Annotated in this window: 18 protein-coding genes; 15 read left to right on the plus strand and 3 right to left on the minus strand. The window is 40.4% G+C overall.

Features of this window, described 5'->3' with window-relative positions:
• The first annotated feature begins 391 nt into the window (after positions 1 to 391).
• The 15 genes from SMSK597_RS05335 to whiA all read left to right on the plus strand — a co-directional run bounded on the left by SMSK597_RS05335 (position 392) and on the right by whiA (position 12,762).
• Entirely contained in the window at positions 392 to 1,150 is a 759-nt protein-coding gene (locus SMSK597_RS05335) for a class I SAM-dependent methyltransferase (protein ID WP_001287219.1), read from the plus strand.
• 86 nt (positions 1,151 to 1,236) lie between these two features.
• The gene (locus tag SMSK597_RS05340; protein WP_001049318.1) at positions 1,237 to 1,749 is read left to right on the plus strand and encodes an adenine phosphoribosyltransferase; all 513 of its coding nucleotides are present in this window, start codon (positions 1,237 to 1,239) and stop codon (positions 1,747 to 1,749) included.
• Positions 1,750 to 2,085: 336 nt separating this feature from the next.
• Positions 2,086 to 3,030, plus strand: coding sequence for a homoserine O-acetyltransferase MetA (gene metA / locus SMSK597_RS05345; RefSeq protein ID WP_001122722.1), 945 nt, complete (start codon positions 2,086 to 2,088; stop codon positions 3,028 to 3,030).
• Positions 3,031 to 3,038: 8 nt separating this feature from the next.
• The gene (locus SMSK597_RS05350) at positions 3,039 to 3,716 is read left to right on the plus strand and encodes a DnaD domain-containing protein (protein ID WP_000221596.1); all 678 of its coding nucleotides are present in this window, start codon (positions 3,039 to 3,041) and stop codon (positions 3,714 to 3,716) included.
• A gap of 97 nt (positions 3,717 to 3,813) precedes the next feature.
• Entirely contained in the window at positions 3,814 to 4,572 is a 759-nt protein-coding gene (gene tpiA, locus SMSK597_RS05355; protein ID WP_000087891.1) for a triose-phosphate isomerase, read from the plus strand.
• 33 nt (positions 4,573 to 4,605) lie between these two features.
• Positions 4,606 to 6,120 carry a choline binding-anchored murein hydrolase LytC gene (gene lytC, locus SMSK597_RS05360; protein ID WP_004237559.1) on the plus strand — a complete coding sequence of 505 codons (1,515 nt, stop codon included), beginning with the start codon at positions 4,606 to 4,608 and terminating at the stop codon, positions 6,118 to 6,120.
• 236 nt (positions 6,121 to 6,356) lie between these two features.
• A complete protein-coding gene (locus SMSK597_RS05365; protein ID WP_004237560.1) occupies positions 6,357 to 6,875 on the plus strand; it encodes a Dps family protein in 519 nt (172 codons plus the stop codon).
• A 130-nt stretch (positions 6,876 to 7,005) separates the two neighbouring features.
• Positions 7,006 to 7,512 carry a dihydrofolate reductase gene (locus SMSK597_RS05370; protein WP_000162462.1) on the plus strand — a complete coding sequence of 169 codons (507 nt, stop codon included), beginning with the start codon at positions 7,006 to 7,008 and terminating at the stop codon, positions 7,510 to 7,512.
• Positions 7,512 to 7,682, plus strand: coding sequence for a hypothetical protein (locus SMSK597_RS05375; protein ID WP_000442261.1), 171 nt, complete (start codon positions 7,512 to 7,514; stop codon positions 7,680 to 7,682). Before SMSK597_RS05370 ends, SMSK597_RS05375 begins: the two co-directional genes overlap by 1 nt.
• A gap of 36 nt (positions 7,683 to 7,718) precedes the next feature.
• The gene (gene clpX, locus SMSK597_RS05380) at positions 7,719 to 8,951 is read left to right on the plus strand and encodes an ATP-dependent Clp protease ATP-binding subunit ClpX (RefSeq protein WP_025169664.1); all 1,233 of its coding nucleotides are present in this window, start codon (positions 7,719 to 7,721) and stop codon (positions 8,949 to 8,951) included.
• A gap of 8 nt (positions 8,952 to 8,959) precedes the next feature.
• Positions 8,960 to 9,547, plus strand: a complete 588-nt coding sequence (gene yihA, locus SMSK597_RS05385) for a ribosome biogenesis GTP-binding protein YihA/YsxC (RefSeq protein WP_000422605.1) — start codon at positions 8,960 to 8,962, stop codon at positions 9,545 to 9,547.
• Positions 9,548 to 9,557: 10 nt separating this feature from the next.
• Positions 9,558 to 9,938, plus strand: coding sequence for a RidA family protein (locus tag SMSK597_RS05390; protein ID WP_001140420.1), 381 nt, complete (start codon positions 9,558 to 9,560; stop codon positions 9,936 to 9,938).
• A 51-nt stretch (positions 9,939 to 9,989) separates the two neighbouring features.
• The gene (gene rapZ, locus SMSK597_RS05395; protein WP_000163065.1) at positions 9,990 to 10,880 is read left to right on the plus strand and encodes an RNase adapter RapZ; all 891 of its coding nucleotides are present in this window, start codon (positions 9,990 to 9,992) and stop codon (positions 10,878 to 10,880) included.
• Positions 10,877 to 11,854: a YvcK family protein gene (locus SMSK597_RS05400; protein WP_001231077.1), complete on the plus strand. Its 978-nt coding sequence runs from the start codon at positions 10,877 to 10,879 to the stop codon at positions 11,852 to 11,854. Before rapZ ends, SMSK597_RS05400 begins: the two co-directional genes overlap by 4 nt.
• Entirely contained in the window at positions 11,851 to 12,762 is a 912-nt protein-coding gene (gene whiA, locus SMSK597_RS05405; RefSeq protein WP_000011312.1) for a DNA-binding protein WhiA, read from the plus strand. The genes SMSK597_RS05400 and whiA overlap by 4 nt, the downstream gene beginning before the upstream one ends.
• A 218-nt stretch (positions 12,763 to 12,980) precedes the next feature.
• Here whiA and SMSK597_RS13535 read toward each other — a convergent pair whose 3' ends face one another.
• The 3 genes from SMSK597_RS13535 to SMSK597_RS05415 all read right to left on the minus strand — a co-directional run bounded on the left by SMSK597_RS13535 (position 12,981) and on the right by SMSK597_RS05415 (position 15,550).
• Positions 12,981 to 13,235 (minus strand): hypothetical protein, encoded by a 255-nt coding sequence (locus SMSK597_RS13535; protein ID WP_176602543.1) that lies wholly within the window; start codon positions 13,233 to 13,235, stop codon positions 12,981 to 12,983.
• A 221-nt stretch (positions 13,236 to 13,456) separates the two neighbouring features.
• Positions 13,457 to 14,032 (minus strand): hypothetical protein, encoded by a 576-nt coding sequence (locus tag SMSK597_RS05410; RefSeq protein ID WP_000593540.1) that lies wholly within the window; start codon positions 14,030 to 14,032, stop codon positions 13,457 to 13,459.
• Positions 14,033 to 14,581: 549 nt separating this feature from the next.
• Complete coding sequence (locus SMSK597_RS05415) at positions 14,582 to 15,550, minus strand: NAD(P)/FAD-dependent oxidoreductase (protein ID WP_000081017.1); 969 nt, start codon at positions 15,548 to 15,550, stop codon at positions 14,582 to 14,584.
• Positions 15,551 to 15,626: the final 76 nt, after the last annotated feature.

Consider the following 15,626-nt stretch of genomic DNA (forward strand, 5'->3'; position numbering starts at 1 on the left):
TGCCTGCGGCTAGCTTCCTAGTTTGCTCTTTGATTTCCATTGAGTATTATTTGTGGGTACCACTTACTAATGAAACTTTTAGCGATTCTCAGTCTGACGCTGGAAATAAGAATCGGCAGAGGAAGGGATAGAGAAATCATAGCTCTACGAACAGAAAGGTGGAGGTTCGTATAGCGGATGAAGATGAGAGCAATTCCAAACTACAAAAATAGTCGTAACCTGAATGTGTAAATGATGGGAGAAGTTGAATTCGAACTAGAGAGGTAATAATAAATTTATGCTATAGTCATGGTGGTTTGTATACTTTTGATTCTAGTTTATCAAATAATAGATTAGAATTGTCAGATAATATCATTTTATGTTATAATGAAGAAAAAACAGAGGTGTCCAAATGTCAGAAGCAGGTCATAAGTTTTTAGCAAAATTGGGGAAAAAACGCTTACGTCCAGGTGGAAAACGTGCCACAGATTGGTTAATTGCAGAAGGAGAGTTTTCAAAAGAAAAGAGAATACTAGAGGTTGCGTGTAATAGGGGAACTACAGCAATTGAGTTGGCACAGCGTTTTGGTTGTAAGATAACTGCTGTTGATATGGATGCTCAAGCTTTAGAAGTGGCTAAAAAATCTGCTGAAACGGCAGGTGTTGCTCATTTAATCAGTTTTGAAAGAGCGAATGCAATGAAACTTCCTTATGAAGATGCTAGTTTTGATATTGTTATAAATGAAGCTATGCTGACTATGCAAGCCGATCAAGCTAAGAAAAAATGTGTAATGGAATATCTAAGGGTTTTAAAACCAGGAGGTCTTCTTTTGACACATGATGTGCTTCTTAAGGAAGCTAAAGAGTCTGTCAGACAGGAATTGTCACAAGCAATTCATGTAAATGTAGGTCCTTTAACTCAAGATGGTTGGGAACAGGTGATGATAGAATCAGGTTATCGTGATGTGAAAGTATTGACTGGTGAAATGACATTAATGAAATTATCGGGTATGATTTATGACGAAGGTTGGCTAGGGACCTTGAAAATTTGTGTAAATGCTTGTAAAAAGGAGAATAGAAAGCAGTTTTTAACTATGTATAAAATGTTTGATAAGAATAAAAAGAACTTGGGCTTTATTGCTATGGCTAGTTATAAATCGTCAAATCGTTAGATAATCATTGAAGTTAACTTTTCTTTTTTTCTTTCTTAAAAAATATGCTATAATAGAGAGTAAAAAACTTTGAAAGAAAGAAAAAGATGAATTTAAAAGATTACATTGCAACAATTGAAAATTATCCGAAGGAAGGTATTACTTTCCGTGATATCAGTCCTTTGATGGCTGATGGAAATGCTTATAGCTACGCTGTTCGTGAAATTGTTCAGTACGCTACTGACAAGAAAATAGACATGATTGTAGGTCCTGAGGCTCGTGGATTTATCGTGGGCTGTCCAGTTGCCTTTGAGTTGGGAATTGGTTTTGCACCTGTTCGTAAACCAGGTAAATTGCCACGTGAAGTTATTTCTGCTGACTATGAAAAAGAGTACGGTGTTGATACCTTGACTATGCATGCTGACGCTATTAAGCCAGGTCAACGTGTTCTTATCGTAGATGACCTCTTGGCAACAGGTGGAACTGTTAAAGCAACTATCGAGATGATTGAAAAACTTGGTGGTGTTGTAGCAGGTTGTGCCTTCCTTGTTGAATTGGATGAATTGAACGGTCGTGAAAAAATCGGTGACTACGATTACAAAGTTCTGATGCATTATTAATGAAAAACAGTCCCTAGGGCTGTTTTCTCTACATTAGGATATAAAAATAGACTATAACTAGTTAGAGAAAAAGTATAATTGAAAACTATATCTTCTTGCAGTATAATAAAAGGACTAAGTGTTTGAGATTTAGTTTCATACTCAATGAAAATCAAAGAGCAAACTAGGAAACTAGCCGCAGGTTGCTCAAAACACTGTTTTGAGGTTGTAGATGGAACTGACGTAGTCAGTATCCTACACATACGGCAAGGCAACGTTGACGCGGTTTGAATTTGATTTTCGAAGAGTTTCAAACATATGCAATTATTCCTGAAAGAATACAGTTAGGAGAGGGTTATGCCGATTCGAATTGATAAAAAATTACCAGCTGTTGAGATTTTACGGACAGAGAACATCTTTGTCATGGATGATCAACGTGCTGCCCACCAAGATATCCGCCCTTTGAAGATTTTAATTTTAAATCTCATGCCACAGAAAATGGTCACAGAGACCCAGTTGTTGCGCCACTTGGCCAATACACCCCTACAACTGGATATTGATTTTCTCTATATGGAGAGCCACCGTTCTAAAACAACTCGTTCAGAGCACATGGAGACCTTCTATAAAACCTTTCCTGAAGTCAAGGATGAGTATTTTGATGGGATGATTATCACGGGTGCTCCAGTTGAGCATTTACCATTTGAGGAAGTAGACTATTGGGAGGAATTCAGCCAGGTGCTTGAGTGGTCTAAGACCCATGTCTATTCGACCCTTCATATCTGTTGGGGAGCTCAGGCTGGTCTTTATCTGCGTTATGGGGTGGAAAAATACCAGATGGACAGTAAATTATCAGGTATCTATCCTCAGGATACTTTAAAAGAAGGACACCTTCTCTTTAGAGGCTTTGACGATAGCTATGTATCCCCTCATTCTCGGCACACGGAGATTTCTAAGGAAGAGGTCTTAAACAAAACCAATCTCGAGATTTTATCAGAGGGTCCTCAGGTTGGGGTTTCGATTTTGGCTAGTCGTGATTTACGAGAAATTTATAGTTTTGGGCATTTGGAATATGATCGTGATACCTTGGCAAATGAATATTTCCGAGATCGTGATGCAGGTTTAGATCCACATATTCCAGAAAATTACTTTAAGGATGATGATGTCAACCAGACACCTTGTCTTTGTTGGTCTTCATCAGCAGCCCTCTTTTTCAGTAACTGGGTGAATTATGCAGTCTATCAGGAAACACCTTTTGACTGGAGAAAAATAGAAGATGATGCATCTGCATTTGGGTATTTATAAGAGGAATTATGACATATTTAGACGCTTTTAAATCAGGGAACTTGGTTTTACCGAGTGCCCTGCTCTTGCATTTTAAGGAACTCTTTCCTTCTAGCGACGATTTTCTGGTCTGGCAATTTTTCTATTTGCAAAATACGACAGGCTTAGAAGAAATGTCGCCAAGCCAGATTGCTGAAAGGATTGGCAAGGAAATTTCGGATGTCAACCAGTCCATCTCTAATTTGACGGAGAGGGGACTGCTTCAGTACCGTACTATCGAATTAAATGGTGAAATCGAATTGCTTTTTGATGCTAGTTTGGCCTTGGAACGTTTGGATGATTTGCTTGGAGTCGCTCATTCAAGTTCAGACCAGTTGACACCTCAAAATCAGCTCAAGGATTTGGTGGAAACCTTCCAGCAGGAATTAGGACGCTTGTTGACACCTTTTGAGATTGAGGATTTGACCAAGACACTAAAGGAAGATGGAACCAGTGCTGACTTGATTAAGGAAGCTCTTCGTGAAGCTGTTTTGAATGGAAAAGCAAACTGGAAGTACATTCAGGCGATTTTGAGAAACTGGCGCCATGAAGGTATCAAGAGTGTGGCTCAAATCGAGGCTAAGCGGGCAGAGAGAGAAGCAAGCAATCCTCAGTTGACACAGGTATCCGCAGATTTTAGAAATGCTATGGATCTCTGGAAGGATTAATCCATGTAAGCAGGCTTGAAATCCGAGTAAGATTTGCAAGCTGTGTCTAATTGTGATAAAATAAATAGAAAATAAATTGAAAAAAGAGGTATGTGAAATGTCACGTAAACCATTTATCGCTGGTAACTGGAAAATGAACAAAAATCCAGAAGAAGCTAAAGCATTTGTTGAAGCAGTTGCATCAAAACTTCCTTCATCAGACCTTGTTGAAGCAGGTATCGCTGCTCCAGCTCTTGATTTGACAGCTGTTCTTGCTGCTGCTAAAGGTTCAAACCTTAAAGTTGCTGCTCAAAACTGCTACTTTGAAAATGCAGGTGCTTTCACTGGTGAAACTAGCCCACAAGTTTTGAAAGAAATCGGTACTGACTACGTTGTTATCGGTCACTCAGAACGCCGTGACTACTTCCATGAAACTGACGAAGATATCAATAAAAAAGCAAAAGCAATCTTTGCAAACGGTATGCTTCCAATCATCTGTTGTGGTGAGTCACTTGAAACTTACGAAGCTGGTAAAGCTGCTGAATTCGTAGGTGCTCAAGTATCTGCTGCATTGGCTGGATTGACTGCTGAACAAGTTGCTGCATCAGTTATCGCTTACGAGCCAATCTGGGCTATCGGTACTGGTAAATCAGCTTCACAAGACGATGCACAAAAAATGTGTAAAGTGGTTCGTGACGTTGTAGCTGCTGACTTTGGTCAAGAAGTTGCAGACAAAGTTCGTGTTCAATACGGTGGTTCTGTTAAACCTGAGAACGTTGCTTCATACATGGCTTGTCCAGACGTTGACGGTGCTCTTGTAGGTGGTGCGTCACTTGAAGCAGAAAGCTTCTTGGCTTTGCTTGACTTTGTAAAATAATCAGTAGCAAAAGCTAGGTGGAACAGCATTCAGATGTCTGTTCCATTTTTTATAGGAGAGGAAAGATTGAAAACAAAAATTGGAAAAATTGGATTAGCAGGTATCTGTTTGCTCGGCTTGGCAACTAGCCATGTCGCTGCAAATGAAACCGAAGCTTCAAAAACTTCGCAGGATACAACGACAGTTTCAAGTAGTTCAGAGCAAAATCAGTCTTCTAATAAAACTCAAATGAGCGAAGGAGTAAAGACCAATGCTTCTGCCCACTGGGAGGGGGATTATTATGTAAAGTCTGATGGTTCCAAAGCAAAGAGTGAGTGGATTTTTGATAACTACTATAAGGCTTGGTTTTATATTAAGTCAGACGGTCGTTATGCTCAAAATGAGTGGCAGGGCAATTACTACCTAAAATCAGGTGGCTATATGGCTAAGAATGAATGGGTTTATGATAACGCCTATAAGAATTGGATTTACCTGAAGTCCGATGGTTCTTATGCTAACCAAGAATGGCACGCTGTTGGAGGTAAATGGTACTATTTTAAGAAATGGGGCTATATGGCTAAAAGCCAATGGCAGGGAAGTTATTTCCTAAATGGTCAAGGTGCCATGATGCAAAATGAATGGCTTTATGATCCAGCCTATTCATCTTACTTCTATCTCAAGTCCGATGGTTCTTATGCAAATCAAGAGTGGCAAAAGGTAGACGGAAAGTGGTACTATTTCAAGAAGTGGGGTTACATGGCTAAAGATGAGTGGCAGGGTAACTACTATTTGACAGAAAGTGGTGCTATGGCGACTGGTGAATTAGTCATGGATGATGCTCGCTATATTTTTTCTGACTCAGGTGAGTTAAAAGAAAAGAAAGACTTGAATGTTGGCTGGGTTCACCGAAATGGCAGACGTTATTTCTTTAACCATCGTGAAGAACAAGTTGGGACTGATCAAGTTAAAAAGGTCATCGATGTCAGTGAGCACAATGGTCGGATCAGTGATTGGAAAAAAGTCATTGATGATAATGGCGTTGATGGAGTTATTGTTCGTTTGGGTTATAGTGGAACTGAGGACAAGGAATTGGCTCATAATGTCAAGGAGTTAAATCGTCTAGGAATTCCTTACGGTGTTTACCTTTATACTTATGCTGAAAATGAGACCGATGCTGAGAATGATGCTAATCAAACCATTGAACTCTTGAAAAAATACAAGATGAACTTGTCTTACCCTATCTACTACGATGTTGAGAACTGGGAATATGGCAATAAGACCAAGAGAGCTCCAAGTGATACTGGAACCTGGGTCAAGATTATCAACAAGTATATGGCAACAATGAAACAGGCTGGTTATCAAAATGTGAATGTTTATAGCTATCGTCAACTTTTGCAAACTCGTTTGAATCATCCAGATATTTTACAACATGTCAACTGGGTTGCAGCCTATACAGATGCGCTTGATTGGAATAATCCTCATTATTCAGGAGAAAAAGGATGGCAATATACTTCATCTGACTACTTAAAAGGAATTCGTGGTCGTGTAGATGTCAGCGTTTGGTATTAAGATATAAAGTTGAGAAAGGAGTGTGCAAGAAATTTGCATCCTCTTTTTCTTTATTTTGTCGCAGTTAAGAGAGGTGTAAGGGGACTGTGCTTTATTCTAAAAAATCCTTAAATTATCAGTCTATTGCAACTTTTCTCATGTGAGTCATTTGGCTTGCTTTTGGTTTTCTTTAGTAGTATACTAAGATAGTAATCAGTAAGAAGTGGTTACAAATAATAATGAATGAGGTAAAAGAAATGGTAGAATTGAAAAAAGAAGCAGTAAAAGACGTAACATCATTGACAAAAGCAGCGCCAGTAGCATTGGCAAAAACAAAGGAAGTCTTGAACCAAGCTGTTGCTGATTTGTATGTAGCTCATGTGGCTTTGCACCAAGTACACTGGTACATGCGTGGTCGTGGTTTCCTTGTATGGCATCCAAAAATGGATGAGTACATGGAAGCTCTTGATGGTCAATTGGATGAAATCAGTGAGCGTTTGATCACACTTGGGGGAAGCCCATTCTCTACTTTGACAGAATTCCTTCAAAACAGTGAAATCGAAGAAGAAGCTGGTGAATACCGTAATGTTGAAGAAAGCTTGGAACGTGTCCTTGCTATCTACCGTTACTTGTCAGAACTCTTCCAAAAAGGTTTGGATGTCACTGATGAAGAGGGTGATGATGTGACAAACGGTATCTTCTCAGACGCTAAAACTGAAACTGATAAAACAATCTGGATGCTTGCCGCCGAACTTGGACAAGCACCTGGTTTATAAGAAATCATAGTAATATATATAAATCTGTAGGAAATTTCTTACAGATTTTTTCTATCTTATAAGCTATTCCAAACCAGTCTTTTTTTGAGTTTTTTGATAAAATAGTACTATCAGTAAAAAGGATGGAAGCATGACTAAGAAAATCGTAGCTATTTGGGCCCAGGATGAAGAGGGTGTGATTGGTAAGGACAATCGTCTGCCTTGGCATTTGCCAGCAGAATTGCAACACTTTAAAGAAACAACCCTGAATCATGCTATCTTGATGGGGCGTGTGACCTTTGATGGGATGGGGCGTCGCTTGCTTCCAAAACGAGAGACCTTGATTTTGACACGTAACTCGGAAGAAAAGATAGACGGGGTTACTACTTTTTATGATGTCCAGTCTGTCTTGGACTGGTATCAGGCTCAAGAAAAGAATCTCTATATTATTGGTGGAAAGCAGATTTTTCAGGCTTTTGAACCCTACCTTGACGAATTGATTGTCACTCAAATTCATGCTCAGGTGGAGGGAGATACCTATTTCCCTGAGGAGTTTGATTTGTCTCTTTTTGAGACTGTTTCAAGCAAATCCTACGCCAAAGATGAGAAAAATCCTTATGATTTTACCATCCAATATCGCAAGAGAAAGGAAGTCTAATGGAACGTAGTATATTTGGTTTTTTCACAGCCATGTTGTGTTTGGTCTGTTTGCTTGCTGGAGCACAGGCTTTTCGTAAAAAGCGTTATGGACTTTCTGTCCTGCTCTGGTTAAATGCCTTTACCAATTTGGTCAATAGTGTTCATGCCTTTTACATGACCTTATTTTAGATAGAATGATAGTATAGAATAGAACGGAAGGAAATCATGCCTACAACTAGGAATAATGATATGATGGTTTATTGCTCATTTTGTGGCAAAAGCCAAGAAGAAGTACAAAAAATAATCGCAGGTAACAACGCCTTTATCTGTAATGAATGTGTGGAGTTAGCCCAGGAAATCATTCGTGAGGAGTTGGCCGAGGAAGTCTTGGCAGACTTGTCTGAGGTGCCAAAACCAATCGAACTTCTCCATATTTTGAACCACTATGTAATCGGTCAAGACCGTGCCAAGCGTGCCTTGGCAGTGGCGGTTTACAACCACTACAAACGTATCAATTTCCACGATACGCGTGAAGAGTCAGAGGATGTGGATTTGCAGAAATCAAATATCTTGATGATTGGCCCAACTGGTTCAGGAAAAACTTTCTTGGCCCAGACCTTGGCCAAGAGCTTGAATGTGCCTTTTGCCATTGCAGATGCAACAGCTCTTACTGAGGCTGGTTATGTGGGTGAGGACGTGGAAAATATCCTCCTCAAACTCTTGCAGGCTGCTGACTTTAACATTGAACGTGCAGAGCGTGGCATTATCTATGTGGATGAAATTGACAAGATTGCCAAAAAGAGTGAGAATGTGTCTATCACACGTGATGTTTCTGGTGAAGGGGTGCAACAAGCCCTTCTTAAGATTATCGAGGGAACTGTTGCCAGCGTACCACCTCAAGGTGGACGCAAACATCCGCAACAAGAGATGATTCAAGTGGATACTAAGAATATCCTCTTCATCGTGGGTGGTGCCTTTGATGGTATTGAAGAAATCGTCAAACAACGTCTGGGTGAAAAAGTCATTGGATTTGGTCAAAACAATAAGGCGATTGATGAAAACAGCTCATACATGCAAGAAATCATCGCAGAAGATATTCAAAAATTCGGGATTATTCCTGAGTTGATTGGACGCTTGCCTGTCTTTGCAGCTCTTGAGCAATTGACGGTTGATGACTTGGTTCGCATTTTGAAAGAGCCAAGAAATGCCTTGGTCAAACAATATCAAACCTTGCTTTCTTATGATGATGTCGAGTTGGAATTTGACGACGAAGCCCTTCAAGAGATTGCCAATAAAGCCATCGAACGCAAAACTGGTGCGCGTGGTCTTCGTTCGATTATTGAAGAAACCATGCTAGATGTCATGTTTGAAGTACCGAGTCAGGAAAATGTGAAATTGGTTCGCATCACAAAAGAAGCTGTCGATGGAACGGATAAACCAATCCTGGAAACAGCTTAGGGGTGACTATGGAACTTAATACACACAATGCTGAAATCTTGCTCAGTGCGGCTAATAAATCCCACTATCCGCAGGACGAACTACCAGAAATCGCTCTTGCAGGGCGTTCAAATGTTGGTAAATCTAGCTTTATCAATACCATGCTGAACCGTAAGAATCTGGCTCGTACATCAGGTAAACCTGGTAAAACCCAGTTACTCAACTTCTTTAACATTGATGACAAGATGCGCTTTGTGGATGTGCCTGGTTATGGCTATGCCCGCGTTTCTAAAAAGGAACGTGAAAAGTGGGGGCGCATGATTGAGGAGTACCTAACGACTCGGGAAAATCTCCGTGCGGTAGTCAGTTTAGTTGACCTTCGTCATGACCCGTCAGCAGATGATGTACAGATGTACGAATTTCTCAAATATTATGAGATTCCGGTTATCATCGTTGCGACCAAGGCGGACAAGATTCCTCGTGGTAAATGGAACAAGCACGAATCAGCAATCAAAAAGAAATTAAACTTTGACCCAAGTGACGACTTCATCCTCTTTTCATCTGTCAGCAAGGCAGGGATGGATGAGGCTTGGGATGCAATCTTAGAAAAATTGTGAGGAAAAGAAAATGGCAAAAACAATTCATACAGACAAAGCTCCAAAGGCTATCGGGCCTTATGTTCAAGGAAAAATCGTTGGCAATCTTTTGTTTGCTAGCGGTCAAGTTCCTCTCTCTCCTGAAACTGGGGAAATCGTTGGAGAAACGATTCAAGAACAGACAGAACAAGTCTTAAAAAACATCGGTGCTATTTTGGCAGAAGCAGGAACAGACTTTGACCATGTTGTCAAAACAACTTGCTTCTTGAGTGATATGAACGACTTTGTTCCTTTTAATGAGGTTTACCAAACGGCCTTTAAAGAGGAATTTCCAGCTCGTTCAGCTGTGGAGGTAGCTCGTCTTCCTCGTGATGTAAAAGTCGAAATCGAAGTCATCGCAGAGATTGGATAAGCTAGTTGAAGTTTGGTGTTGCCAAACTTCTTTTGATATAAGGAGAGATAGATGACAAAGAAACAACTTCACTTAGTGATTGTGACAGGGATGAGTGGTGCAGGGAAAACCGTGGTCATTCAGTCCTTCGAGGATCTAGGTTATTTTACTATTGATAATATGCCGCCAGCTCTCTTGCCTAAGTTTTTGCAGTTGGTTGAAACAAAGGAAGACGACCATAAGTTGGCTTTGGTAGTGGATATGCGTAGCCGTTCTTTCTTTTCAGAGATTCAAGCTGTTTTGGATGAGTTGGAAAACAAGGAAGAACTGGATTTTAAAATTCTCTTTTTGGACGCAGCTGATAAGGAATTGGTCGCTCGTTATAAGGAAACCAGACGGAGTCACCCTCTAGCTGCAGATGGTCGGATTTTGGATGGAATCAAGCTGGAACGTGAACTCTTGGCGCCTTTGAAAAATATGAGTCAAAATGTGGTGGATACGACTGAACTCACTCCTCGTGAGCTGCGTAAAACCATTGCAGAGCAGTTTTCAGATCAAGAACAAGCCCAGTCTTTCCGTATCGAAGTTATGTCTTTTGGCTTTAAATATGGAATCCCGATTGATGCAGATTTAGTCTTTGATGTGCGTTTTTTACCAAATCCATATTATCTTCCAGAACTGAGAAACCAAACGGGTGTGGATGAACCAGTTTATGACTATGTCATGAATCATCCTGAGTCAGAAGACTTTTATCAACATTTGTTGGCTTTGATTGAGCCGATTTTGCCAAGTTACCAAAAGGAAGGGAAGTCTGTTTTGACTATTGCCATGGGTTGTACGGGTGGACAACACCGTAGTGTGGCCTTTGCTAAACGCTTGGCGCAGGACTTATCCAAGACTTGGCCTGTCAATGAAGGGCATCGCGACAAAGACCGAAGAAAGGAAACGGTAAACCGTTCATGAGAAAACCAAAGATAACGGTGATTGGTGGAGGGACTGGGATCCCCGTCATTCTTAAAAGTCTGCGTGAAAAAGATGTGGAAATCGCTGCTATCGTAACGGTGGCAGATGATGGTGGTTCTTCAGGTGAACTCCGAAAAAATATGCAGCAGTTGACACCGCCAGGTGATCTTCGCAATGTCCTTGTGGCAATGTCGGATATGCCTAAGTTTTATGAGAAGGTCTTTCAGTATCGCTTTTCTGAAGATGCTGGAGCATTTGCTGGCCATCCATTGGGAAATCTCATCATCGCTGGCCTGTCAGAAATGCAGGGTTCGACCTATAATGCCATGCAGTTATTGAGCAAATTTTTCCATACAACTGGAAAGATTTATCCTTCCAGTGACCATCCTTTGACCCTGCATGCAGTCTTCCAGGATGGGACAGAAGTAGCTGGAGAGAGTCATATTGCAGACCATCCAGGCATGATTGACCATGTCTATGTGACCAATACCCTCAATGATGATACACCTCTGGCCAGTCGTCGAGTAGTGCAGACCATTCTTGAAAGTGACATGATTGTCCTCGGACCTGGTTCCCTCTTTACCTCGATTTTGCCCAATATCGTGATTAAGGAAATCGGGCAGGCGCTTTTGGAAACCAAGGCAGAAATCGCTTATGTCTGTAATATCATGACCCAACGTGGGGAGACAGAACACTTTACAGATAGTGATCACGTGGAAGTCTTGCATCGTCACCTTGGTCGACCTTTTATCGACACTGTATTGGTGAATATTGAAAAAGTGCCTCAGGAATACATGAATTCCAACCGTTTTGATGAATACTTGGTGCAGGTGGAACATGATTTTGCTGGTCTTAGTAAGCAAGTTCCACGCGTGATTTCATCCAACTTCCTTCGTCTGGAAAATGGGGGTGCCTTCCACGATGGGGATTTAATTGTGGATGAGTTGATGCGGATTATACAGGTGAGAAAATGAGTTTCACAGTAGCAGTAAAAGAAGAAATCCTGAGTCAGCACCATCTAAGCCGACATGAATTATCTGCCATTATCAAGATGTCTGGTAGCATCGGTCTCTCGACTTCGGGCTTGACCTTGTCTGTCGTGACAGAAAATGCCAAGCTGGCTCGTCACCTCTATGAGTCCTTTCTCTATTTCTACGAAATCAAATCAGAAATCCGCCACCACCAGAGAAGTAATCTTCGTAAGAATCGTGTCTATACCGTTTTTACAGATGAAAAGGTGCAGGACTTGTTAAGTGATTTGCACTTGGCAGACTCCTTCTTTGGCTTGGAAACAGGTATTGATGAGGAGATTTTATCAGACGAGGAAGCAGGTCGTGCTTATCTTTGTGGCGCTTTCTTGGCAAATGGAAGCATTCGTGACCCTGAGTCAGGCAAGTATCAGTTGGAAATCAGTTCGGTTTATCTGGACCACGCGCAAGGGATTGCCTCGCTTCTCCAGCAATTTTTACTGGATGCCAAGGTGCTTGAGCGCAAGAAGGGGGCTGTGACCTATCTCCAGCGAGCCGAAGATATTATGGATTTCTTGATAGTCATCGGAGCCATGCAGGCGCGTGATGATTTTGAGAGGGTTAAGATTTTGCGAGAAACCCGTAATGACCTCAATCGAGCTAATAATGCCGAGACAGCTAATATCGCTCGGACAGTTTCTGCCAGCATGAAGACTATCAACAATATCAGTAAAATCAAAGATATCATGGGCTTAGAAAATCTGCCAGTGGATTTGCAGGAGGTAGCGCAACTGCGTATTCAGCACCCAGACTACTCTATCCAGCAGTTAGCAGATAGCCTCAGCACCCCTCTGACCAAAAGTGGTGTCAACCACAGACTCAGAAAGATAAATAAATTAGCTGATGAATTATAAAGATATAAAACAAGCCCTTGAATTATCAGTATGATTGGTTGATTCCATTTTTCTAACAGCCTGATGTCGCTAGTTTACAAAATATTAACCTGTTTCTTGACAATTGAATAGAGTATGTGAGATAATAAAAGGGAATTGAGAGGTTCTAGCATTTTAGTGCTAACAGAAATCCCCTCGGTACTGCAATACCAAGGGGATTTTTTCTGGGTTAGATAGCACTAACCAGGAAGGTTATACTCAATGAAAATCAAAGAGCAAACTAGGAAGCTAGCCGTAGGCTGTACTTGAGTACGGCAAGGCGAAGCTGACGTGGTTTGAATTTGATTTTCGAAGAGTATTACTTGTCGAAGTGATCGTCTAACCAACGAGTCACCAGCCATGAGATGATACTCTCGATGACTGCGATAAGTACTATTTTGAGAAGTTCTAGCATCTGTAATACCTCCTTTTCCAAGGCGTATTGTTAGTGCCATCGTTATTATATCACATGCTCTATCAATTTGATAGGACATTTTTGCTTTTTGAAAAAGAAGGGGAAAGGCAAAAAGCAATGTCATTAAGTTAAGAAATTTAGCTCTTTAAAATCAAAAACGCATAATATCAGATATTGAAAACCGTGATACTATGCGTTTTATTGTGAGAAAATTTATTTCATTTTCTCTTGAAATTGAGTTTTTATCTAATCTCTAATGAGTTATTTCCAAGTGACCAGTTCGCTCCAAACGCTAACATTCGATATAGTAGAGGTTTCACCAGCTGGAACCCATTTGTTGGTGCCTAAGTATCTAACTTCTAGTTTACGAACGTTTACTGTGTAAGATGCTTTTAGTCTAATATAACCATAAGTGTAGGGTGGTACGTTATGGGAGACTGAGTGATTTAAACTAAGTCCAGCTCCAGACTCCGGAGCAGAAAAGCTAACACCTGCACCTACAGTCAGAGTAGCTCCAGCTTTTCCACCATAGGCAGTTGAACTTACAGGACCTGATGTGGTGCTTTTCTTGTAAGAGTGAGAGTATTTAGTTCTATAGTCTGCAACACCAGTTGCATTAGAACGAGTCTGATACGTAGATTTAGACTCTAAATAGGCGTCTCTAAGTTCAGTCGTATAAAATGACAATAACTCTCCTGTGTTGATATCTTTTACAATACGATTAGATACAATTTCATAATTTGTACCAGGATAGACATCAGCAAAAACCGTAGATGTTGTGACTAAGAATAATAGACTTGATAGTAGAGAGAAAAACAATAGTTTCAGTTTAATCATAACAAATTTCCTTTCTTCATGAGTAAAAGATTATTTTTTCAATCCTTTGAAAGTTATAATGCAACCCGAAATAATACTGAGAGTTCCTACAGGTCTCCAATATAGTTGCCAAAAGAATAAATTTATTCTTTCTTTCAGTGTCGCATAGGGTTCGGCATAATAGGGGTTGATGTGAAATAATAAAAAACCAAAACATAAAACTATGATTCCAGTTAAGAATAAAATGTCCTTATTTACTTTCCTCATAAAACCTCCTTTTATTTTATTTAAAGCGCTTTCTATTATTAGTATACGTCAAAAAAAGAAAAAAACAAGTCTATTTATTTATTTTTTTATATGGTATAATAGAATAGTTGGAGAGTTTTTATATAGCTTTAAAAGGCTGATATGAATACTTTGTATAATCTAATGATTCTTCAAAAAATTTCTTATTCAAACAAGAGCAAAGAGAAGGTGGGCTGCATATCAGAAGTTAGATGTATTTCTGTCTAACTTTTGAGGTGTAGTTCATTTTAAAACCACGAATCCTATGTGACTCGTGGTTCTTTTTTATAAACTGGTTGAGTGTTTTGGTTGTACTTTTTGCTCTGGGTCAATGTAGTTGATGGCATTGTTTACAGCAGTCGGTGCTTCCCCTAGACCTGTCGCAATCAGATCAATTTTTCCATCATAGTAGCAGCAGTCACCGATAGCATAGATACCTGCTTGGCTAGATTCTTGCTTGCTGTTGACGATAATCTTATGACGGTTGAGGTCCAGACCCCAGTTTTTAAGGTTACCGACAGAAGATTTGAAACCATAGTTGACAAAGAGGTGGTCTAGGTCAATCGTTTCTGTTTCATCAGATTTGACTTTTGTGATTTCCAGCTTATCAAGCGTTTTTCCATCTCCAAGGAGTTGGCTAGGAACGAATGGTGTCTTGATGGTCACAGATGATTCCTGTAAGGCTTGGACACTGTGTTCCAAGGCACGGAAATTATCTCTACGGTGAACAAGGGTAGTTGGTGCAATTTTTTCAAAAGCTAGAGCCCAATCAACAGCCGAGTCTCCTCCACCAAGAATCGTCACTTTCTTACCAGCATATTGCTGGATGTTAGAAACGTGGTAGTGGATATTTTCATAGCCCTCAACGCCTTCTAGTTCCAGCGGACGTGGTTTGAAGGCACCGCCACCCATAGCGATGATAACTGTTTTAGACAGGTGACTTCCTTTAGAAGTTGTAATTACAAAGCCTTCTTCTTGTTTTTCAATCTCAAGAACCGTTTCATTGAGATGAATAGGGGTATCAAAGCCATTTAATTGCTCGATTAGACGGTTAGTCAACTCTTCTCCAGTCAGATTTGGGAAACCTGGGACGTCTAGGATTTCCTTTTCAGGATAGAGAATAGCAGGTTGTCCACCTAGTTGGGGAAGAGAGTCGATGATTTGAACCTTAGCTTGGCGTAGGTGGGCATAAAAGGCTGCAAAGAGCCCGACAGGACCGCCGCCTACAATAGTGATATCATAGAGTTGAGACATGGTTTCTCCTTTGTTTTTTCTAGTCATACTCTTCGAAAATCAAATTCAAACCACGTCAGCGTCGCCTTACCGTAGC

This window comes from Streptococcus mitis SK597, from assembly GCF_000148545.1.
Lineage (GTDB): Bacteria > Bacillota > Bacilli > Lactobacillales > Streptococcaceae > Streptococcus > Streptococcus mitis_C.